General features: G+C 73.0%; 22 protein-coding genes. 11 read left to right on the forward strand and 11 right to left on the reverse strand.

The window, feature by feature from the left end:
• Positions 1-4: 4 nt before the first annotated feature.
• On the reverse strand, positions 5-607 hold the full coding sequence (locus ACIQOE_RS21830) for a sigma-70 family RNA polymerase sigma factor (protein ID WP_401413083.1): 603 nt from the start codon (positions 605-607) through the stop codon (positions 5-7).
• Positions 608-972: 365 nt separating this feature from the next.
• On the opposite strand from ACIQOE_RS21830, the gene ACIQOE_RS21835 reads away from it, so the two are divergent.
• The 4 genes from ACIQOE_RS21835 to ACIQOE_RS21850 all read left to right on the forward strand — a co-directional run bounded on the left by ACIQOE_RS21835 (position 973) and on the right by ACIQOE_RS21850 (position 3,393).
• Positions 973-1,524 carry a cupredoxin family copper-binding protein gene (locus tag ACIQOE_RS21835; RefSeq protein WP_401413086.1) on the forward strand — a complete coding sequence of 184 codons (552 nt, stop codon included), beginning with the start codon at positions 973-975 and terminating at the stop codon, positions 1,522-1,524.
• Positions 1,521-2,549, forward strand: coding sequence for a metallophosphoesterase (locus ACIQOE_RS21840; RefSeq protein ID WP_351322767.1), 1,029 nt, complete (start codon positions 1,521-1,523; stop codon positions 2,547-2,549). The genes ACIQOE_RS21835 and ACIQOE_RS21840 overlap by 4 nt, the downstream gene beginning before the upstream one ends.
• Positions 2,546-3,001: a hypothetical protein gene (locus tag ACIQOE_RS21845; RefSeq protein WP_365554367.1), complete on the forward strand. Its 456-nt coding sequence runs from the start codon at positions 2,546-2,548 to the stop codon at positions 2,999-3,001. The genes ACIQOE_RS21840 and ACIQOE_RS21845 overlap by 4 nt, the downstream gene beginning before the upstream one ends.
• A gap of 104 nt (positions 3,002-3,105) precedes the next feature.
• Positions 3,106-3,393 (forward strand): hypothetical protein, encoded by a 288-nt coding sequence (locus ACIQOE_RS21850; protein ID WP_401413089.1) that lies wholly within the window; start codon positions 3,106-3,108, stop codon positions 3,391-3,393.
• A gap of 49 nt (positions 3,394-3,442) precedes the next feature.
• On the opposite strand, the gene ACIQOE_RS21855 is transcribed toward ACIQOE_RS21850, so the two are convergent.
• A complete protein-coding gene (locus ACIQOE_RS21855; RefSeq protein ID WP_401413091.1) occupies positions 3,443-4,168 on the reverse strand; it encodes a hypothetical protein in 726 nt (241 codons plus the stop codon).
• A 112-nt stretch (positions 4,169-4,280) separates the two neighbouring features.
• Positions 4,281-6,359: a SpoIIE family protein phosphatase gene (locus ACIQOE_RS21860; protein ID WP_399009982.1), complete on the reverse strand. Its 2,079-nt coding sequence runs from the start codon at positions 6,357-6,359 to the stop codon at positions 4,281-4,283.
• A 271-nt stretch (positions 6,360-6,630) separates the two neighbouring features.
• Between ACIQOE_RS21860 and ACIQOE_RS21865 the strand changes: the two genes are divergently transcribed.
• The 4 genes from ACIQOE_RS21865 (at position 6,631) to ACIQOE_RS21880 (ending at position 10,689) form a co-directional block, all read left to right on the forward strand.
• Positions 6,631-7,500: a hypothetical protein gene (locus tag ACIQOE_RS21865; protein WP_401413093.1), complete on the forward strand. Its 870-nt coding sequence runs from the start codon at positions 6,631-6,633 to the stop codon at positions 7,498-7,500.
• A 135-nt stretch (positions 7,501-7,635) separates the two neighbouring features.
• Positions 7,636-8,004 (forward strand): hypothetical protein, encoded by a 369-nt coding sequence (locus ACIQOE_RS21870; protein WP_351942256.1) that lies wholly within the window; start codon positions 7,636-7,638, stop codon positions 8,002-8,004.
• A 105-nt stretch (positions 8,005-8,109) separates the two neighbouring features.
• Complete coding sequence (locus tag ACIQOE_RS21875; RefSeq protein ID WP_401413095.1) at positions 8,110-10,125, forward strand: FAD-dependent oxidoreductase; 2,016 nt, start codon at positions 8,110-8,112, stop codon at positions 10,123-10,125.
• A 21-nt stretch (positions 10,126-10,146) separates the two neighbouring features.
• A complete protein-coding gene (locus ACIQOE_RS21880; protein ID WP_351322783.1) occupies positions 10,147-10,689 on the forward strand; it encodes a PadR family transcriptional regulator in 543 nt (180 codons plus the stop codon).
• 7 nt (positions 10,690-10,696) lie between these two features.
• Here the strand turns inward: ACIQOE_RS21880 and ACIQOE_RS21885 are convergent, their stop codons facing one another.
• The gene (locus ACIQOE_RS21885) at positions 10,697-11,269 is read right to left on the reverse strand and encodes a hypothetical protein (RefSeq protein WP_365571699.1); all 573 of its coding nucleotides are present in this window, start codon (positions 11,267-11,269) and stop codon (positions 10,697-10,699) included.
• 169 nt (positions 11,270-11,438) lie between these two features.
• Complete coding sequence (locus ACIQOE_RS21890; protein WP_399009988.1) at positions 11,439-12,401, reverse strand: fibronectin type III domain-containing protein; 963 nt, start codon at positions 12,399-12,401, stop codon at positions 11,439-11,441.
• Between the two features lie 381 nt (positions 12,402-12,782).
• Between ACIQOE_RS21890 and ACIQOE_RS21895 the strand changes: the two genes are divergently transcribed.
• Both ACIQOE_RS21895 and ACIQOE_RS21900 read left to right on the forward strand, forming a co-directional pair.
• Positions 12,783-13,469 (forward strand): glycoside hydrolase family 75 protein, encoded by a 687-nt coding sequence (locus ACIQOE_RS21895; protein WP_351322789.1) that lies wholly within the window; start codon positions 12,783-12,785, stop codon positions 13,467-13,469.
• Positions 13,470-13,752: 283 nt separating this feature from the next.
• The gene (locus ACIQOE_RS21900; protein WP_351322791.1) at positions 13,753-14,400 is read left to right on the forward strand and encodes a TetR family transcriptional regulator; all 648 of its coding nucleotides are present in this window, start codon (positions 13,753-13,755) and stop codon (positions 14,398-14,400) included.
• Here ACIQOE_RS21900 and ACIQOE_RS21905 read toward each other — a convergent pair.
• The 6 genes from ACIQOE_RS21905 to ACIQOE_RS21930 form a co-directional block, all read right to left on the reverse strand.
• A complete protein-coding gene (locus tag ACIQOE_RS21905; RefSeq protein ID WP_365554392.1) occupies positions 14,397-15,308 on the reverse strand; it encodes a YceI family protein in 912 nt (303 codons plus the stop codon). The two genes, ACIQOE_RS21900 and ACIQOE_RS21905, sit on opposite strands and share 4 nt — an antisense overlap.
• 740 nt (positions 15,309-16,048) lie before the next feature.
• A complete protein-coding gene (locus tag ACIQOE_RS21910) occupies positions 16,049-16,459 on the reverse strand; it encodes a PTS fructose transporter subunit IIA (RefSeq protein WP_362642413.1) in 411 nt (136 codons plus the stop codon).
• Positions 16,452-17,051 carry a dihydroxyacetone kinase subunit DhaL gene (gene dhaL / locus ACIQOE_RS21915; RefSeq protein ID WP_351939512.1) on the reverse strand — a complete coding sequence of 200 codons (600 nt, stop codon included), beginning with the start codon at positions 17,049-17,051 and terminating at the stop codon, positions 16,452-16,454. The genes ACIQOE_RS21910 and dhaL overlap by 8 nt, the downstream gene beginning before the upstream one ends.
• A gap of 47 nt (positions 17,052-17,098) precedes the next feature.
• Positions 17,099-18,091, reverse strand: a complete 993-nt coding sequence (dhaK, locus tag ACIQOE_RS21920; protein ID WP_351322795.1) for a dihydroxyacetone kinase subunit DhaK — start codon at positions 18,089-18,091, stop codon at positions 17,099-17,101.
• A 394-nt stretch (positions 18,092-18,485) separates the two neighbouring features.
• Positions 18,486-18,659 carry a hypothetical protein gene (locus ACIQOE_RS21925; RefSeq protein WP_351322796.1) on the reverse strand — a complete coding sequence of 58 codons (174 nt, stop codon included), beginning with the start codon at positions 18,657-18,659 and terminating at the stop codon, positions 18,486-18,488.
• Positions 18,660-18,715: 56 nt separating this feature from the next.
• Positions 18,716-18,970, reverse strand: a complete 255-nt coding sequence (locus ACIQOE_RS21930) for a helix-turn-helix transcriptional regulator (protein ID WP_351939507.1) — start codon at positions 18,968-18,970, stop codon at positions 18,716-18,718.
• 372 nt (positions 18,971-19,342) lie between these two features.
• Between ACIQOE_RS21930 and ACIQOE_RS21935 the strand changes: the two genes are divergently transcribed.
• Complete coding sequence (locus ACIQOE_RS21935; RefSeq protein WP_365554400.1) at positions 19,343-20,140, forward strand: alpha/beta hydrolase; 798 nt, start codon at positions 19,343-19,345, stop codon at positions 20,138-20,140.
• The last annotated feature ends 9 nt before the right edge of the window (positions 20,141-20,149 follow it).

Raw genomic sequence — 20,149 nt, forward strand, 5'->3', positions numbered from 1 at the left:
GCGGTCATGGCTCGATTCCCCGTTCCTGCAGTGCGAGCCGCAGGGCGTGCAGCGCGTAGTACGTCCGGGACTTCACCGTGCCCACCGGAATGCCCAGCACCTGGGCGGCCTCCGTCATGGTCCGGCCCCGGTAGTAGGTCTCCAGCAGGACCGCGCGGTGGTCCGGGGAGAGCATCCGGATGGCGTCGGCGACCGCCCAGCTCTGCAGCGCCTGCTCGATCTCGTCCCCGCCCGGCGTCCGCTCGGCGGCCCGCTCCAGCGCCTCGCCGCCCGCCTCGGCCGGCCTGGCCTGCCGGGCCCGGTGGGCATCGATGACCAGGCGCCGGGCGACCGTGCACAGCCAGGCCCGGGCCGGGCCGCGGGACGGCTCGAACGCTTCGGGGTGCTGCCATGCCCGCAGCAGGGTCTCCTGTACGACGTCCTCCGCCCATTGCCAGTCTCCTGAGGTCAGTCGCAGCACGTAGTGGAACAGGGGCTTCGCGTGCTCCGCGTACAGGGTGCGCAGCAGTTCCTCGTCCGCGGTCGAAAGGGTCCCTTTACCAGAGACACGGTGCGCGGACCGATCCGGATCGGTCCGGGTGCCACGTTTTCGGGAACTCCAGGGCATGAGCCGATCATTGCGCAGACAGACCGCTTTGTCCTGTAACGCAGAGTCCGATGCGAGTGGCGTGCTGTGAGAAGCATCGCGCCTTATCGGGTGGATCGCTGCTCTCTGAAGAGAAAACTGACAAAAGTTCCTCGTACGCCGAACCGTGGAACCCCCGCCGTCCGTGAAGCCCGGCAAGAACCCCTGCGAGGCGGAACTGCCCTGTGCGGTCCGCCGCTTCGCGGCCCGGGCGCGGATGCGCGGCGCGGGCCACGCCGGGCGGGCGGCCCTCTCCGGCCCCGCCGGGTTCGGATTCCCGAACGCGCCCGGACGTGAGCACGGGCTCCGCCGCCCCCGTCTCCACCTGATCGTGAGGAACGGACACCATGTACCTGAATCTTCGCGGGCCGTCACGGCGAGCACGCGCCACGGCCGGACTGGCCGTTGCCGCCGCCGGAGCGCTGGGCCTGCTCGGCGCGTGCGGTCACGCGCCGCACGCCTCGTCCGCCGTCGTCGGGGCCCTCGCGCCCGGACCGGGCGAGCACCGGCTGGCCGGGATGCCCGGCGGCACCGGGCCGGCGCCGGCGGACCCGGCTCACGGCGCCTCGCCCATGCCCAGCATGAGCATGCCGAACATGAGCATGCCCAAGGATGCCCCGGCCGCGCCGAAGGCGCCGGTGGCCGGGACCGCCGTGGCGATCAAGAACTTCGCGTTCGCCCCGGCCGCCCTCAAGGTCAAAGCGGGCACGACGGTGACCTGGACCAACCAGGACACCGACGCCCACACCGTCACCAGCTCCGGATCGGGCGGCCCGTTGCGCTCGGCCGCCCTCAACACCCGCGCCACCTACCGCTACACGTTCACCAAGCCCGGCACCTACGCCTACCTCTGCACCATCCACCCGTTCATGACCGCCACCGTGGAGGTGACCCCATGACCGAATACAGCGACCGTCCCGGCGGTGTACCGGCCGACGACGCCGTACCGTCGGGCCCCGACCCGGAGCACGGCATGAGCCGACGCCAACTCCTGCGTCACGCGGGGTGGTTCGGAGGGGCCGTGGTGCTCACCGTGGCCGCGGGAGAGGTGGTCAGCCATGTCGCCGACTCCCGGGACACCTCCGCCGGAGCCTCGGCCGGGACCGCCGCCGGGGCCGTGGACGCCGCCGCCACGGAACGCGGCGCCCTGCGGTTCGTGCAGGTCTCCGACAGCCACATCGGGTTCCAGGGCCCGGCCAACACGGACGTCGTCGGCTCCTTCACCGAAGCCATCGGCCAGGTCAACTCGCTGGGGTTCCGGCCCGACTTCGTGATGCACAGCGGCGACCTGACCCACCTGTCGACGGCCGGGCAGTTCGACCAGGTCAAGCAGATGATGACCGGGATGCGGACGGACCGCGTCTTCACCGTGCCCGGCGAGCACGACTCCATAGGCGACGCGGGCCGCACCTACCGGAAGACCTTCGGCCGGGGCACGCTCGGTGACGGCTGGTACAGCTTCGACACCCACGGCGTGCACTTCATCGCCCTGGTCAACACCCTGAGCCTGGAGAAACTCGGCCACCTGGGCAACGAGCAGATCGACTTCGTCCGCAAGGACCTCGCGGGACTGCCGTCGGACACCCCCGTCGTGGTCTTCAGCCACATCCCGCTGTTCGCCATGTACCCGCAGTGGGGCTGGAGCACGGACGACGCGCTGAAGGTCATCGCCCTGCTGCGCCGCTTCTCCTCCGTGACCTGTCTCAACGGACACGTCCATCAGCTGTTCAGCAAGCGGGAGGGCAACATCACCTTCCACTCCGCGACCACCACCGCCTACCCGCTGCCCCGACCGGGCCGCGCCCCGGCCCCCACCCCGCAGGTGGTCCCCGCCCGGCAGCTCAAGGACGCACTGGGCATCCGCACCGTCGGCTTCCGTCAGGGCGACCGCGAACTGGCCGTCAAGGACGAGAGGCTGGCATGAGCAACCGACGACTCCTGTCCCTCGTCCTGCGGTCGGCGACCGCCGTCACCCTCGCCGCCGCCGGCTACATCCACGCCGTGCTCTACGTCGACGAGTACCGCTTCGTCCACGTCGTCGGCCCGCTGTTCCTGCTCCAGGCGAGCGCCTCCTTCGCCCTCGCCGCCCTGCTGCTGGTCGGCACGCCGCCGCTCCTGCTGAGGGTCGCCGTCGCCGGGGCCGCGGCCGGCGCCCTCGGCGGCTTCGCGGCCTCGCGCACGGTCGGCGTCTTCGGGTTCACCGAGCACGGCCTGCAGCCCGCGCCGCAGGCCGCGCTCAGCCTCGTCGCGGAAACCGGCACGCTGGTGCTGCTCGCGCTCTGGCAGATCACCGTGCCGTCCCGCCCCCGTACGGTCCCGTCGCCGCGCGCGGCACCCGTCCGGGACCGGGCCGGCACCCGCATCCCGCCGCGCTGAACCACCGGCGCCGAGCCGCCGGCGGCGCGGGCGCACGCGCCGCCGGCGGCCTCCCGCCCCGACCTTCCCCCCACCTCTCACCTCCGAGCACAAGGAGCCCCACCATGCACCGGACACCGCGCCCCGAGCTCGCCGGACCGAGCCCGCGGCACCTGCCCGCACTGCGGGACGCCGTACGCACCCTGCTGGGCCTCGACGAGGACACGGCCGTCGTCATCCGCCAGCTGCTCCGCACCGTGGCCGGCCGTCCCCGGCTGGAGACCGTCGTCGCGGTGCTGTCCATGGACGGCGGCACCGAACGCTGGACGCTGCGCGGCCCCACGGACCGGATCACCGACGACGACCTGCGGGCCGTACTCCCGCGCCGCGGGCCGGGCCGGGATCCGGCGTGACCGGTACGGCCGGGGCGTCGCGTGGCGGCCGGGACGTCCGCGACCCGCCCTAGGTGGTCGCCCCGCTGCCCGACGGGCTCGGGGACGGCGAACGGTCGCCGTGGTGGCGCCACGGGCCGCCGTGGTCGTGCCCGCCGCCCCGGCCCATGCCCTTGAGGTCGCCCGAGAAGGCGGCCGCGGCGGTCAGCTTGCCGTCGTCGGCGCGGGTGCCGACCAGGAACGCCTTCGCGTCCTTCTTGAGCGATCCGGAGTCGCCGCGCACGGTGACGTTCGAGCCCACGGTCCACGTCCACGACGTACCGTCGTCGCTCTTCACCGTCACCCGGTCGCCGTCCGTCTTGTCGACCGTGCCCCGCTGCCAGACCCGGACCACGTACTTGCCGGTGTCCGGGTCCTTGACGGTCGCCTCGCCGTGCACCCCGAGGCCGCCCCTGCCGAACCAGCCCCGCCCGGGGCCGTGCCCGTCCGGGCCCGAGGAGGCCGACGGCGTGCCGGAGCCGGAAGGCGTGCCGGAGCCGTTCTGGCCGGACCCGGCGGCGAACGCCACCGTGCCGCCCAGGGCCAGCGCGCCCGCCAGGAGGGCCACGGTCACGGCACGCGCGCGGGCCGGCCGCCGGCGCCACGGGACGCGCGCCGGCCTCTCCCGGCCACGGTCCGGCCCGGCCCATGCCTCCGGCGCCGCGCCGGCGTGCGGGGGACGGTCCGGCATCGGCGGGATCGACGGCTCGGTGCCGTCGCGGTCACGGCGGTGTTCCTGCTCGGGTTCGTGCGTCACGGCTCGCTCCCATCGGCGGACGGCACGCGGCCTTGTCTGCATGCCTCTTTGAGTGAATTGTCCGAGTTGGGTGATAAGGAGCCGGTAATCGGTTCCTGTGAGCCGGTGCGCGCTACGACTGTTCCCGGGCGCGGGCGATGAGCACGGCCACGTCGTCGTGGTTGTCGGGGTGGTGCAGCTCCCGCAGCAGCAGGTCGCAGACCTCCTCCAGCGGGCGGGCGGGGCCGTCCAGGAGGGCCAGCAGCGCGTCCAGCCGCTCGTCCAGCGAGTGGCTGCGGGTCTCCACCAGGCCGTCGGTGTACAGCACCAGCTCGTCACCGGGCTCGAAGTCCACGGTGGTGGTGGAGAACGGGATCCCGCCCACGCCCAGCGGGACCCCGGTGGGCAGGTCGAGCAGTTCGGGCGGCCGGCCGGGGCGGACCCGGACCGGCGGCAGATGGCCGGCGTTGGCGATCCGGAACTGCCGCAGCAGCGGGTCGTGCACGGCGTACACGCAGGTCGCGATGGACTGGTCGAGGCCCGAGGTGGTCTTCTCCAGGTGGTCGAGGAGGACGGCCGGGTCCAGGCCGAGGGAGGCCAGCGTGTTGGTCGCGGTGCGCAGCCGGCCCATCGTCGCCGCCGCGTTGATCCCGCTGCCCATCACGTCGCCGACCACCAGGGCGGTGCGGTCGCCGTCCAGCGGGATGACGTCGAACCAGTCGCCGCCCACCTCGACGGTGGCACCGGCCGGCTGATAGCGGGAGGCCACCTCCAGGCCGTTGGTGACCCGGTCGTGCGCGGGCAGCATGCTGCGCTGCAGGGTCAGCGCGTTGGTGCGGGCGTTCTGGTACCAGCGGGCGTTGTCGATCTGCACGGCGGCGCGGGAGGCCAGTTCCCGGGCCAGCAGCAGATCGTCGTCGTCGAAGGGCGCCGGATTGCGGGTCCGCTTGAGGTCGAGGGCGCCCAGCACCTCGCCGCGCGCGATCAGCGGCACGGCCAGGTACGAGTGCAGCCCGGCCCGCCGCAGCAGCGCGGCGGCCTCGGGGGAGCGGGCGATCCGCGGCAGGTCCGCGTCCCCGACCTGCCGCACCAGCACCGCCTCACCGGTCCGTACGCACTCGGTGACCAGCCGGTCCGGGGCGTACCGGGCGACCGTGCCCGGCGTGTCGGCCGCCTGCACCGCGTACGCCTCCCGCTCCGCGCGCACCGCCAGCGCGCGCAGCACGGCGGGTTCGGCCGGACCGAGCGTGCTGCGCCGGCCCTCGACCACCCTGTCCAGCAGGTCCACGGCCGCCACGTCGGCCAGCTCCGGCACGGCGACGTCGGCCAGCTCCGCCGCGGTGCGCTCCAGGTCGAGGGTGGTGCCGATCCGGGCCGAGGCGTCCGCGATCACGGCCAGGCGGCGGCGCGCGTTCTCGGCCTCGACGCCGGCCCGGTAGGGCTCGGTGATGTCCACGACCGAGGTCGCCACGCCCAGGACGTTGTCCAGCGCGTCCTCCAGCCGGTAGACCGACAGCGACCAGATGTGCTCCTCGTCGGGGGCGGCCGGTGTCCTGCCCACCACGGACCGGTCGATCACCGGCTCACCGGTCCGCAGCACCCGCAGGTACGCCGACTCCAGGGCGTCCGCGTCCAGGTGCGGCAGGACCTCGCGCAGTGTCCGCCCCAGGTGCTCCTCGGCCGGAACCCCGTTGAGCCGCTCCAGCGCCGGGTTGACCGAGACGAACCGCAGCCGCGTGTCGAGGACGGCCAGCCCGATCGGCGACTGCTTCACGATCCGTTCGGACAGCGCCACGTCCTGCTCCAGCCGGCGCACCGTCGACTGGTCGGCGGCCAGGCCGAGCGCGAACACGTCGCCGTTGTCGTCCGTGAGCCGCATGTTGCGGAACTCCACCACATGGGTGGTGCCGTCCTTGTGGAGGATCGGGAAACCGCCCGCCCAGCTCCGCCCGGTCCGCATGACGTCGGCGAACAGCTTGCCGACCAGTTCGATGTGGCGTTCGTCCACCATCAGCCGCGCCGCGTACTGCCCGAGCGCCTCACGGGCCGAGTAGCCGAACAGCTCCTCGGCCTGCGGGCTCCACAGCACGATGCGTCCCTTGGCGTCCAGGACGACCGAGGCCATGCCGAGCACGTCGAGCAGGCCGCCCGGGCGCACCGGCCCGCGCACCGGCTCCACGCCGCCGGCCTGCGACGACTCGGCTGGACTCATCCCACGCACCGCCTCCGAACCCGCGCACGGTACGCCGGCCCCTGTGCCGACTCTCCCTGCTCTCGCGCGCTCACACCCGACTCTCCGACGCCGCCGACTCCTCCACCATCTCGCACCACGGCGGTATCCGTACGGCGAAGGGTCCGCCGGAGCGGCCGGGCGTGAGTTCACCTTCGCGTTCCGCAGCCGGTCTGTACGGGCCTGTCAGGTGGTGCACGCCAGACTGGCCGCCGTACCGGCCACCCGCCCACCGACCGAGGAGTAGGCACCCATGCCCGCGTCCCCCCGGCAACGTTGTCACGCAGGCCTGACCGTCCTGACCGCCCTCGCCGCGGCCCTCGCCCTCTCGGCCGGCCCGGCCTCCGCGGCCGACACCTGGACCGAGACCGGCTCCGACCGCGCCGACCCGCTCACCGAGAGCCAGGGCCTGACCTCCGTCGAGGTTCCCGCGGGCAGCGCCAACCGCTACACCGGCATCGGCACCATCCCGCTCGGCGTCTCCAGCCGCGGCTGGAACCATGTCGGCGACCCCGACGAGTCCTACGACGGCTACTACGTCGAGCCGTACCAGGCCGACTCCGGCACCGCCAAGATGTACCGGGTGCAGGCCCCCGGCGGTGCCTGGTCCGAGTACGTGCACACGCTCGCCGCGGGCGAGGCACTCAACAACTCCTGGGACGCGATCTCGCCCGACGGCCAGTACATGCTCTCCGGCGAGTACGGCACGATGACCCGGTTCCTGGTCCTCCCCACGCCGGGCGTCAACAAGAGCACCTCGCCGTCCGCGAACCTCCCGCTGGCCTCCGTCGTCACCCTCGACCACGCCGTGCGCGACGTCCAGGGCTGCGACTTCTTTGGCCCGACCACGCTGCTGTGCTCCTCGGACGACCCGGACGGCAGCCTCTTCGGCCTCACCAAGCCGCTCCTGCAGATCGACCTGGCCGCCCGGCCCGGCACCGCCGACGTCACCGGTCATGTCACCGCGCTGCGCCAACTGCCGCTGCGCAGCTCCTGCTCGGGCACCTTCGAGGCCGAGGGCATCGACTACGACCGGCGCACCGGCACCCTGCGCGTCATCGTGATGTCGCCCGGGTTCTGCGTCCTCACGGACAGCAAGACGTACAAGTTCACGCGCGGCTGACCTCCCGGCCGCCCGGCGCGCCGGGCGGTGCGCCGGGTGATGCACCGCCCGGAAATCGGTGCTTTTCTGTTGGCATGGCGCGGTTCGCGGGGGAACCCGGGTGACCGCGCCGTCGCCATGAGAGGAGCGATCGCCATGGGTCCTGAGCGACTGCACGAGGAACCCGTCTCGCTTGAGATCAGCGGATGCAGCAAGGAAGACGCCCGGATCGTGTTCGACGCGCTGTGCCAGTGCTTCGAGTCCGACCGCGAGGCCGAGGACGTGCCCCAGCAGCTCCACGAGAGCCGCCCCATGGTGTGGCTCGGCACGTTCGAGGTCACCGACGCCCGCGAGTGCACGCCGCCGCCCCGGCTCGCGGCCTCCGTGGAGGCCGACGCGCAGGGCGGCTACTGGGCCATCGACCGGCTCCGTACGACCCTCGACTCCCTGTTCACGGTGCGCAACCTCTCCTCCGCCTCGGGCGACCAGGAGAGGGAGCTGCACGTCCTGCTCGAAAGCCGGTGACCGGTGATCTGAGACACGTCCCCCCGGAGCCTTTGTGCAACTAGTTGCATAATCCGTGCGCGGTCCTCTAGAACTGCTGTGAAGACACCGCGCACGGAGGTTCCGATGAGCCGTTACCCGCATCTGCTGAAACCCCTCGACCTGGGCTTCACCACCCTGCCCAACCGCGTGCTCATGGGCTCCATGCACGTGGGCCTGGAGGAGGCCGAGCGCGGCTTCGAGCGGATGGCGGAGTTCTACGCGGCCCGGGCCCGCGGCGGAGTGGGCCTCATCGTGACCGGCGGCATCGCGCCCAACGACGAGGGCCGGCCCTACGAGGGCGGCGCCAGGCTCACCACCGAGGACGAGGCCGCGCAGCACCGGACCGTCACCGACGCCGTGCACCGCGAGGGCGGCCGGATCGCGCTGCAGATCCTGCACTTCGGCCGCTACGCCTACCACCAGGACCTCGTCGCGCCCAGCCCGCTCCAGGCCCCGATCAGCCCCTACGCGCCCCGCGAACTCACCGACGAGGACGTCGAGCGGACCATCGACGACTACGTCCGCACCGCCCGCCTGGCCCGCCTGGCGGGCTACGACGGCGTCGAGATCATGGGCTCCGAGGGCTACCTCGTCAACGAGTTCGTCGCGGCCCGGACCAACCACCGCACCGACCGCTGGGGAGGGCCGTACGAGAACCGCATGCGGTTCCCCGTCGAGATCGTCCGGCGGGTGCGCGAGGCCGTCGGCGCGGACTTCATCATCGTCTACCGGCTCTCCATGCTGGACCTGGTCCCGGGCGGTTCCTCCCTGGACGAGGTGATCACCCTCGCCAAGGCCGTCGAGGCCGCCGGTGCGACCCTCATCAACACCGGCATCGGCTGGCACGAGGCCCGCATCCCCACCATCGCCACCTCGGTGCCGCGCGGCGCCTACACCTGGGTCACCAAGCGGCTGATGGGCGAGGTCTCCGTCCCGCTGGTCACCACCAACCGCATCAACACCCCGGAACTCGCCGAGGAACTGCTCGCCGACGGCACCGCCGACATGGTCTCCGTGGCCCGCCCGATGCTCGCCGACCCCGACTTCGTCGCGAAGGCCGCGGCCGGCACGCCGGAGGCCATCAACACCTGCATCGGCTGCAACCAGGCCTGCCTCGACCACACCTTCGGCGGCAAGATCACCTCCTGCCTGGTCAACCCGCGCGCCTGCCACGAGACCGAACTGGTCCTCGCCCCGACCCGGCGGCGCAAGCGGGTCGCGGTCGTCGGCGCGGGTCCGGCCGGCCTCGCCTGCGCGGTCTCCGCCGCCGAACGCGGCCACCAGGTCACCCTGTTCGACGCCGCGGCGGAGATCGGCGGCCAGCTCAACGTGGCCCGCAAGGTCCCCGGCAAGCAGGAGTTCGACGAGACCCTGCGCTACTTCCGCCACCAGCTCGACGCCCACGGCGTGGACGTACGCCTGAACACGACGGTCGGACCCGAGGACGTCACCGGCTACGACGAGGTCGTGGTCGCCACCGGCGTCACCCCGCGCACCCCCGACATCCCCGGCGTCGACCACCCGCGCGTCCTCGGCTACCTCGACGTGCTGCGCGACGACGCCCCCGTCGGCGACCGCGTCGCCATCCTCGGTGCCGGCGGCATCGGCTTCGACGTCGCCGAGTTCCTCACCGACGGCGGCGACAAGGCGAGCGAGGACCCGGCGACGTACTTCAGGCACTGGGGCGTCGACACGGAGTACCGGACCCCCGGCGGCCTCGCCGCCCCCGAGCGCCCCGCGCCCCCGCGCACCGTGCACCTGCTCCAGCGCCGGACCGGCAAGGTCGGCGCGGGCCTCGGCAAGACCACCGGCTGGATCCACCGCGCCGAACTCAAGCACCGGGGCGTCACCATGGTCCCGGGCGTGCGCTACGACCTGATCGACGACGCCGGACTGCACGTCACCGTCGACGGGCAGAGCACGGTCCTGGAGGTCGACACCGTCGTGCTGTGCACCGGACAGGAGCCGCGCCGCGGCCTGTACGAGGAGCTGGTCGCCGCCGGACGCAGCGCGCACGTCATCGGGGGAGCCGACGTCGCCGCCGAACTGGACGCCAAGCGGGCCATCAAGCAGGGCACCGAGCTGGCGGCCGCCCTGTAGGGCCGTCCCTAGGATGAGCGCATGTCACTCCCGCACGCGATCCTCACCGCCCTGCTGGAAAAGCCGTCGTCGGGGCTGGAGCTGACCCGCAGGTTCGACCGGTCGATCGGCTACTTCTGGTCGGCCACGCACCAGCAGATCTACCGCGAACTGGGCAGGCTGGAGGCGGAGGGCCACATCCGCACCCTGCCGGCCGAGCAGCCGGCCCGCGGGCAGCGCAAGAGCTACGAGGTGTTGCCCGCGGGCCGCGCCGAACTGGCCCGCTGGACGGCCGCCGCCCAGGACCCCAAGCCGCAGCGGGACACTATGCTGCTGCGGCTGCGGGCGGCCGCGGTGGTCGGCACCGACGGACTCGAAACCGATCTGCGCCGCCATCTGGAGCTGCACCGAGCACAGTTGGCCGAGTACGAGGAGATCGAGCGGCGCGACTTCCCGCCCGGCAAGGACGCGCCCGAGGACCGGCTGCGGCACCTGGTGCTGCGGGCCGGCATCGACCTGGAGTCCTTCTGGACGCGGTGGCTCGACCAGGCCGTGCGGGAGCTCGGCGAACTGCCCGAGCGCTGAAGGATGTTCAGAGCCGGTGCGGCTTGGACCGCTTGCGCAGGTACCAGCCGGTGGCGATGACGCCCGTGCCGACCAGGGCCGCGCCGACGCCCAGCGTGAGCGGGCCGTAGTCGCGGGCGGCACCGCCCAGACCGCCCGCCACGCCCCGCGCGGGCGCCGCCGTCCTGGTCGTGTTCGGGTTCGTGTTCGTGTTCGAGGTCGTCGGCGGCGCGGGCACGGAAGGGGCGGACGAGACGATCACCGACTGGGTGCCCGCCGTACCGCCGTTGGAGCAGACGACGACCACCGTGTAGGTGCCCGGCGACACGCCCGACCAGGCGGCGGACTGGCTCACCGTGGTGCCCGCGAGAGCCGCCTGCCGCCCCTGCGCGAAGGCGGTCTGGCCGCTGTTGAGCAGCGAGGCGTTGCCCCAGCTGCCGCCGCTCTGCGTGCAGGCGCTGGTGACCACCGAGACCGTGGTGCCGGTGGTGCTCACCGAGATGCCCGTGACCGCCGCGGACGGGCCGGCGAGCCAGGTCGGGAGCGCGGCGGCGGCCGCCAGGGTCAGGCCGGAGCGGAGGAGAAGTCGTGAGTTGCGCATGTGGCTGCCCTCCGGCGGCACGGTAGGCGGAACGTCCCTTGCGCCGCCGAGGATCGGGAGACTCCCGTGCTGCCTCGGAGTTCAGCCAAAGCGGCGGCGGGCCGCGCCGCACCCGGGGGCGGCTGTCCAGGTGACGGAATCCCGCTACCGGCCCAGCCCGGAATGCGGTTCACCCACCGGTCGTCATGGCCCGCTCGGCCGACCAGCCGCCCCACGTCCCGTCCGGCAGCCGCGCCCGCAGCCGCACCTGGTGCCTCACACCACGGTCCCGCCCCACGTAGAAGCTGTAGGTCGAGTGGCCCGTCGGCGGGGTGCCGCCCCAGACCAGAGAGGTCGTCGTACCGCCGTCGAGCCGGATCTGGTACTCCGTGATCACCCCGTCCGCGCGCGGCGGATCCCAGGCCAGGTCGAGGTAGTACGCCCCGCCCTCCTCGTGGCACCCGGCCGTGAAGCCGGTCGGCGCGGTGTCGCGGCCGTCGTCGCTGCCCGGAGTGGTCAGGCGCACCGCCGCGGCGGCCGGCGAGAGGTTGTCGGCCGCGTCCCGGGCGCGGACGGTGAACACGTAGCGCGTGCCGGGCCGCAGCCCCGTGACGACCGTCGCGGTCTGGTTGCCGCCCACACTGTGGATCTTCGCACCGCCCTGGAAGACGTCGTACGACACCACCGCCCGGTCGTCCTTCGCCGCGTCCCAGGACAGCTGCACCGCACGGCTGCCCACCGCCCGGCCGCGCGGGTGCCCCGGCCGGGTCGGGGCCGAGCGGTCCGCCGCGGTCATCGCCGGCGTCGTCGCCCGCACCGCACGGCTGCGCGGGCCGAGGCTGCCGTCCTCGCCCCGCGCCCGGACCGTGAACGCGTACCCGGTGGACGGCCTGAGCCTGGTGACGTCCACCATGTGCTCCGAGTCCGGCACGTCGGCGACCTTCGTGGTGCCGCGGTACACCTCGTAGCCGCGGATCCCGGAGCCGGCCGGCAACGCGTTCCACATCACGTGCACGCTCGTCGCGCTCCCCGCCGCCGCGGTGACCCCGGTCGGGGCGCCGGGCAGCCGGCCGCTGTCGCCGTCGGCGGTCCCGCCCCAGCCGCAGGACGTGAGGAACAGCAGTGCGCAGACCAGGACGACAACTCGGCGCACGGTTCCGCCTCCCGGTGACGGCAGCACGACAAAGGTCCGGACCAATATGACCCGCCTGGATGCGGACATCAAGAGGGCCGTATTGCCGACAGCGGGGGAGAGTTACGTATGCTGAGGGCTCTACGGCCGAACTGCCCGAGTCACAGGGGCAGTTCGCGCCCGTGGCGCGGAACGCTGTCGTCGCTGATCCCGCGCCGACGCGGGCGGCCGGGGCGGCCGGCCGGCACCGGCCCGCCGCCCCGGCCCCTGACGGAATCTCACGGGGTGTCAGTTCGTTGCTCCGATCGGCCCTGTAGGGCCCCCTCTTCCTGGCCCGGCCGCCCCGCCCCCACCACATTGGACCGGTTGACTCCATGTCCCCCACGGAGAGGGTCCCTCATCGTGCGTCTCCAGACGCTGACGCTGGCCACCGCCGGCGCCGCCCTGCTCGCCCCGACCACCCTGCCCACCCCCGCCGCCTCGCTCACCGCCCCCGGAGCACGGCACCGGATCGCCGCCACCGACCTGCTGGCCCGGGTACGGGACTGTGCACAGATCTCCAAGGGCCGCTACCGCAGCGACGCCGGAACCGCCGCCACCGTCCCCGTGTGCGGCACCGACCAGGCCGTCTTCTGGGAGGCCGACCTCGACATCGACTGCGACGGCCAGGTCACCGCCCACTGCAACCGCGCCGCCGACCCGGCGTTCTCCGCCGCCACCGCCTTCCAGCAGTCCGACGGCCGCCACCTCAATGCCGAGAAGCTGCCCTACGTCGTCGTGCCGGGGCCCAGCAGCCGCTGGGACTACCGGGCGTCCGGCATCCGGGGCGGCGCGGTCGCCGCGGTGATCTACAAGGACCGGGTGCAGTACGCCGTCGTCGGCGACACCGGACCGGCCGACATCATCGGCGAGGCCTCGTACGCCACGGCGAAGGGGCTGGGCGTGAACCCCGACCCGCGCGTCGGCGGGGTGCCGTCCGGCGTCACCTACATCGTCTTCAAGGACACCGTGGTCAAGCCCATCGAGGACCAGGACGCGGCGGAGTCGGAGGGGGAGCGCCTGGCCGCGCTGTTCACCGCGGGCGGCTGACCGGCCGCGCCGTCGGGGGCGCGGGCCTCGCCGGGGTCGGACGGCCGCCCAGCCGTTGTCCGCCGGCAGGACCGCGCCGCTCACGGCGCGGGCCGTGTCCGAGGCCGGGAAGACGATCGCGGCCGGCCATGCGGGCTCCCGTCAGGTGGGGCCGAGGCGTCCGGTGTCCGGGCGCGGTCACACCCCGCGACTCGACGTCTTCGAGCGGCATGGAGTCGTGGCGGGAAGTGCCCCGGGCTTCCAGGAGAATTCCGTGCAGCACTCAGCGGCACGGGAGGACCAGATGACCGCAGCAGCCTCACGCACGGGACGGCCGCCCCTGACGGAGCAGCGCAAGGCCGAGACCAGACTGGAGATCGCCCGTGCCGCGGTGGACCTGTTCGTCGCGCAAGGGGTGGCGGCGACCACGGGCGAGCAGATCGGCCGGGCCGTCGGGGTGTCGGCGCGCACGGTGTGGCGCTACTTCCCTGGCAAGGAGGCCTGCGTACGGCCGCTGTTCGCGGCCGGCATCGAGGTCGTCGCCGACTGCCTGCGGGCCTGGCGGCCGGGCCGCCCGCTGGAGGAGGCCTTCGAGGCCGCCGTGCCGACCGACAGCCGGCTGGTCCGGGGCCCCGACCGCACCACCATCGGCGCCCTGGTGCGGCTGACCCGCACCGAACCGGGCCTGCGCGCGGAATGGCTGCAGACCTACGACGAGGCCGAACCCGCCTTCGCCCGCGCCCTCGCCGAGCGCGCCGGACTGCCCGCCGAGGACCTGCGGCCCACCATCCAGGCCGCCATGTTCAACGCGGCGCTGCGCGCGGCCGTGGAGCACTACGCCTGGCGCGTCACCGAGGAGACGACGGACCCGGCCACGGCGGAGGCCGAACTCGCGGCGACCTTGCGCGCGGCCCTCACGGTCGTGGCGGAGGGGCTGCGGGACAGCCCCTAGTCGGGCGGAGTGGGCGTGCCGTCGGTGCGGTGCATGGCCTGGACGTCGAGTTCCAGCTGCACGGTGGGACCCACCACCGCGATTCCGCGGGCGAGCATCGACCGCCAGTTCAGGGTGTAGTCCTCGCGGTGCAGTTCCCCCTTCGCCAGCGCGGCGCACCGCAGTTCCTGCGCGTAGCCGCCGTTGACGGTTCCCAGATAGGTGGTGTCCAAGGACATCGAGCGGCTCACCCCGTGCATCGTCAGGGAACCCTGGACAACCCATTTGCTTCCGCCGCGGAACGCGAAACGGCTGCTGGTGAAGTCGATGTACGGGAATTCGTCGACCCACAGGAAGTCCGACGACCGCAGATGGTCGTCCCTCGTGTTGTTGCCGGTGTTGATGCTCGCCGCGTCGATACGGACGTGGACACTGGACCGGGTCATGTCGTCGGCGATCCGGATGCCGCCCTCGAAGCGTTCGAAGCGGCCGTGGACGTGACCCATGCCGACATGCTTGGCGATGAAACGTATCGCCGTGTGCGGCGGATCGAACAGCCAGGTTCCGGGAGTGGGCAGTTGGCGGGCCTCGGCCGTGTGCAGCCAGACGCGCTCACCGGCCGCCGCTCCCGCCTGTACGTCGAGGGTCTCGGCGTGGTGCCGCAGGCCGTCCGCGGAGATCTGCAGGCTGTACCGGCCTGGAGGCAGGGTCGCGAGGAAGAAGCCGAACGGGTCGGTCGTTCCACGGGCCGCCACACGATGGGTGTCGAGGGCGGTGACGGTGACGTCCGCCGCCGCGACGGGCGAACCGGCCGGATCGAGCACCTCACGCAGAATGCCGCCCGCGCCGGGCGGAAGGGGCAACGAGAAACTCTCCGCTGCTCCACCGCCGTTCCTCGGGCGCCATCGTTGCAGCAACGCAAGTGCCATGGAAATCGCCTTTCGTGGGGGGATGCCGTCAACTCTCCTGCACCCGGGGGCATCCCTGCGCGGAAGGCCAGGGAATGCGTGTCGGGTCTCCAGGTCGAGCGGGGCCCGCCAAGACTCTCACGCCTCCGCGTCCGCCTTTCACGGACGGCGTTCACCGCGTGTACGCGGGGCGAGGCATGTGGGGGCGTGTGTCCCATGAATGCGGGTTTTCACTGTCCTTTCGGGCAGTTCTCCCTGCCCACAGGGGTTGTCGGCGACCGGCACATCAGCGGACCGGGTGCGTCGGGACTCCGATGCGGACGGCGCCGACGGCTGCCTCTTCGACCGTGATTCATGCCCGGCAGGCACAGACTCGGGTGACGAGTGACGCAACCCGGCCGATATCACGTCCAGACTGGCGAACGGTCATGCGGTTCTGCGCCCGGCCCGGTCTGTGTGAGGACGAGGTATGAGAATGGACAGCGATCACAGCGGAAGGCCGGACCCGGCCGCACACGTCCGCGGGGCCGCTGCCGGGAGGACCGCGCTGGCGCTGCGCGATGCCGTGCGGAGCTTCGCTCGGGGCATGGAGCTGGGTTCGGCCTGGGACGCGGTCCCTGGGTTCGGTGGCCGCCGACTCCCGGTGGAGGAAGGCGAATTCCCGGCGCGAAACGCGTACTGACGCCCGGCGGCAGCGGTGGTGGGCCGGCCCGGCGGTGCGGTCGGGAGTCGGTCGCACCGCCCGGCCGGCGCCGGGATGTTCAGACCTTCCGGTAGGAGTACGCGTCCGCGGCCGCCGCCGTCACCGCGTCCAGGTCCGCTCCGGTGGCCGCCGTCACGACCGCGGCGACCGCGCCCTCGACGAACGGGGCGTCCACCAGGCGCGTACCCTCGGGGAGTTCGTCGCCCTCGGCGAGCAGCGCCTTCACCGTGAGCACCGCGCTGCCGAGGTCGGTGAGAACGGCGACGCCCGCGCCGCGGTCCACGGACGCGGCGGCCCCCGCGATCAGTTCGGCGCTGGTGCCGAGCCCGCCGCCCTCGGTGCCGCCGGCCGCGGCGAGCGGTACCGCCGTGCCGCCGCCCGCCAGGCCCCTGGCCAGGTCCGCGACGGAGGCCGCGACCTCCGCGCTGTGCGACACCAGCACGATTCCGACCAGCTTGTCGTCACTCACCGGCTGCCTCCTCCAGTCCCGCGACGAGCAGCGCCGACGAGGTGGCGCCGGGATCCTGGTGACCGATGCTGCGCTCCCCGAGGTAGCTGGCCCGGCCCTTGCGGGCCTGCAGCGGGGTGGTCGCCAGGGCGCCCTCCTCGGCGGCGGCCCGCGCCGCGGCGAAACCGTCGCCGAGCGCGTCCACCGCGGGAACCAGGGCGTCGATCATGGTCTTGTCGCCGGGCGCCGCTCCGCCGAGCGCCATGACCTTGTCCACGCCGGCCCGCAGCGCCTGGGCGAACTCGGCCTCGCTGACCTCGGCCGCGTCGCCGAGCGCCTTGCCGGTGCTGCGCAGCAGCGTGCCGTACAGCGGCCCCGACGCGCCGCCGACCGTGGATATCAGCCGGCTCCCGGCGAGTCTCAGTACGGCGCCCGGAGTGTCGGGGGCGTCCTTCTCCAGCGTGGCCACCACCGCCTTGAAACCGCGCTGGAGGTTGCTGCCGTGGTCGGCGTCCCCGATGGGGGAGTCGAGGGCGGTGAGCCGCTCCGCCTCGCGGTCCACGGAGGAAGCGGTCGCCGCCATCCAGCGGCGGAAGAAGTCGGCGTCTAGCACGGGGTCTCCTTGCTGTGCGGTACGGGCGCGGGTGGCTGCGGTCTCGCTCACATGCCCCAGCGCAGGGCCGGCGTCTTGACCGGGGCGTCCCACAGCCGCAGCAGTTCCTCGTCGACCTGGCAGAGGGTGACCGAGGCGCCGGCCATGTCCAGGGAGGTGACGTAGTTGCCGACCAGGGTGCGGGCGACGGTGACGCCGCGCTCGGCGAGCACGCGCTGGACCTCGGCGTTGAAGCCGTACAGCTCCAGGAGCGGGGTCGCGCCCATGCCGTTGACCAGGACGAGCACCGGGTTGCGCGGCGGCATGTCCTCAAGGACGGCGTCGACCGCGAACTCGGCGATCTCGCCGGACGTCATCATGGGCCGTCGTTCCCGGCCCGGCTCGCCGTGGATGCCGATGCCCAACTCCAGCTCGCCCGGCGGGAGATCGAAGGTCGGGGTGCCCTTGGCCGGGGTGGTGCAGGCGCTGAGCGCCACGCCGAAGCTGCGGGAGTTCTCGTTCACCTGGCGGCCGATGGCCTCCACCCGCTCCAGCGGCCGGCCCTCCGCCGCGGCCGCGCCGGCGATCTTCTCCACGAACAGGGTGGCACCGGTGCCACGTCGGCCGGCGGTGTACAGGCTGTCGGTGACGGCCACGTCGTCGTTGACCAGCACCTTGCCGACCTGGATGCCCTCGTCCTCGGCGAGTTCGGCGGCCATGTCGAAGTTCAGCACGTCGCCCGTGTAGTTCTTCACGATGAACAGGACGCCGGCGCCGCTGTCCACGGCCGCGGCGGCACGGGCCATCTGGTCCGGGACGGGAGAGGTGAACACCTCACCGGGGCACGCCGCCGACAGCATGCCGGGGCCCACGAATCCGCCGTGCAGCGGCTCGTGCCCGGAACCGCCGCCCGAAACGAGTGCGACCTGCCCGGCCACGGGCGCGTCCCGCCGTACGATCACCCGGTTCTCGACGTCGACGGTGAGCTCCGGATGGGCGGCCGCCATGCCCCGCAGCGCATCCGCCACCACGGTTTCCGGAACGTTGATCAACATCTTCACGGCTCTCTCCCTCACAGGCTAACAGTTAGGTCCCTGACTGGCATTTTTCCCGCTCAAGCCGGATACGGCAGGTTGCTGACCCTGACGGTCGCGGGCGCTGGAAGGCGGGCTTGGGCGGCCTTGACGCTGACCCATTGCTGACCTGGCTGATGATCCATCAGTCCTCGTGACCGGCTCTCTGACGACGGGGCGGGCGTTCCGTCCCTCAGTATCGACCTTGTGGCAGCGAAGGTCATGTGGCGAGCGGCCCCGGATGCGGGCGGTGGCGGACACGGCCGTCCGCGGTGTCCGCGGCCGGTCCGTCCGTGGCCGGTCCGGAAACGGCGAAGGCCCGGTCGCGCCGCGGCGGGGGAGTCCGCGGCGTGACCGGGCCGGTGTGCTGTTCCTGCGGGGCTCAGCCGCCCCAGGACGTGTCGTCGCAGCGGAACTGCGGCAGGCAGTCGGCCGTCGTCACGGACGACGCCCGCGCGGGCGTCGTGTGCTGGGCGACCCCCACGAATCCGAATGCCACCAGGGCGGTGACCGCCGCACAGAACCGGACGCGCCGTGCGCAGATCAGACGCTTCATCAGCAAATCTCCTGTACTTGTGCTTCGTTGCCCGTTCGTCGTGCTTCGTGCGCTGTTCAGTCGCGGCGGGCCGGCTCGGATTCCGCGGTGAGCGAGCCTGCCATCAGGGGCAGGGCACACAGCAGCAACTGCATGCGGTTGCGCGCGCCGGTCTTCGCCCGGATGCGGCGGATGTAGGTGTCCACGGTGTGGCGGCTCAGTGCCATGCGCTGGGCTATCGCGTCGTACGTCAGCCCGTCCGCCATGTGCACCAGCACCTGTCGCTCCCGTCGGCTCAGTGGCGCGGCCGGGGCGGTGACAGCGTGGTCCATTCGCTTGCAGCCCTCCTGGTCGTGAGGCGGGTAGCCGACTCCGAAATCCCCGGACCGCGCAGGGGTGGTGCACGGTCCGGTGCGGGCGGGTCGGGAGAGGGGATCCCGAGCGATGCCCGGAGAGCCGTACCCGCCGGGCCAGGCCCTCCGGGAGGAAATCCTTGCCCGGGAGCGGGGTCCAGCGGGGTGTGCGGGCGGGTCATCAAGCTGTCGTGCAAGAAGAGGAGGACTGAGCAAAATGGGACAAACGTGCGAAGCGGTGATCCATGCGGACCTCGTCACCCGACCGCTGACCTGGGCGGCCCTAGCATGGCCGCCGTGCGGCGGGCCGCTCCGGGCGTCCCGCGCCGGGAGCGACTGCGAGGAGGGCACGTGCGCACAGTGCGGGTGGCGGGCGCCGAGTTCGACGTACGGGACGAGGGCGAGGGGGACGCCGTGCTGCTCGTGGCGGGCGGCGGGGCCTCCGGGCGGGTCTGGGACCTGCACCAGGTGCCCGCGCTGCGCGCGGCCGGATTCCGGGTGCTCACCTTCGACCGGAGGCCGCTCCCGAGTGCGCGGGCGGCGCCGGATCCGCGCGCGGTCGCCGTCGAACTGCTCGATGTCCTCGCGGAGTTGGACCTCGACCGATGCCGGGCCGTCGGTGTCTCGTCCGGGGCCGAGGTGGTGCAGGAGCTGCTGCTCGCCCGCCCCGGCCTGGTGACCGGGGCGGTGCTGATGGCCACGCGTGGCCGCGGCGACCCGTCCGGCAGGGCGATGGCCGACGCCGAACGGGAGCTGGCGGCCGCCGGGGTACGGCTGCCGCCGCGCTACGCGGCATGGCAGCGCGCGGTACTCAACCTGTCGCCCGCCACCTGGCGGCGCGAGGACGAACTGCTCGACTGGCTCGACCTGTTCGAGGCGGCCGAGCGCGCCGGGACGGCTCCGGTGCCGGTCCCGGCCGACGGCGAGCCGGCGGACCGGCTCGCCGCGCTCGGCCGGGTGGCCGTCCCGGTCCTCGTGCTCGGCTTCGAGCACGACCTGATCGTGCCCCCGTGGCTGTGCCGCGAGGTCGCCGCGGCCCTGCCCTCGGCGCGCTACGCCGAGATCGCGGACTGCGGGCACTACGGGTACCTGGAACGGCCCGCGGAGGTGAACGGCGCGCTGCTGGAGTTCCTCACCGGCGCGCCCTGACCGGGGCCG

The sequence above is a fragment of the Streptomyces sp. NPDC091282 genome (assembly GCF_044757385.1).
Lineage (GTDB): Bacteria > Actinomycetota > Actinomycetes > Streptomycetales > Streptomycetaceae > Streptomyces > Streptomyces gramineus.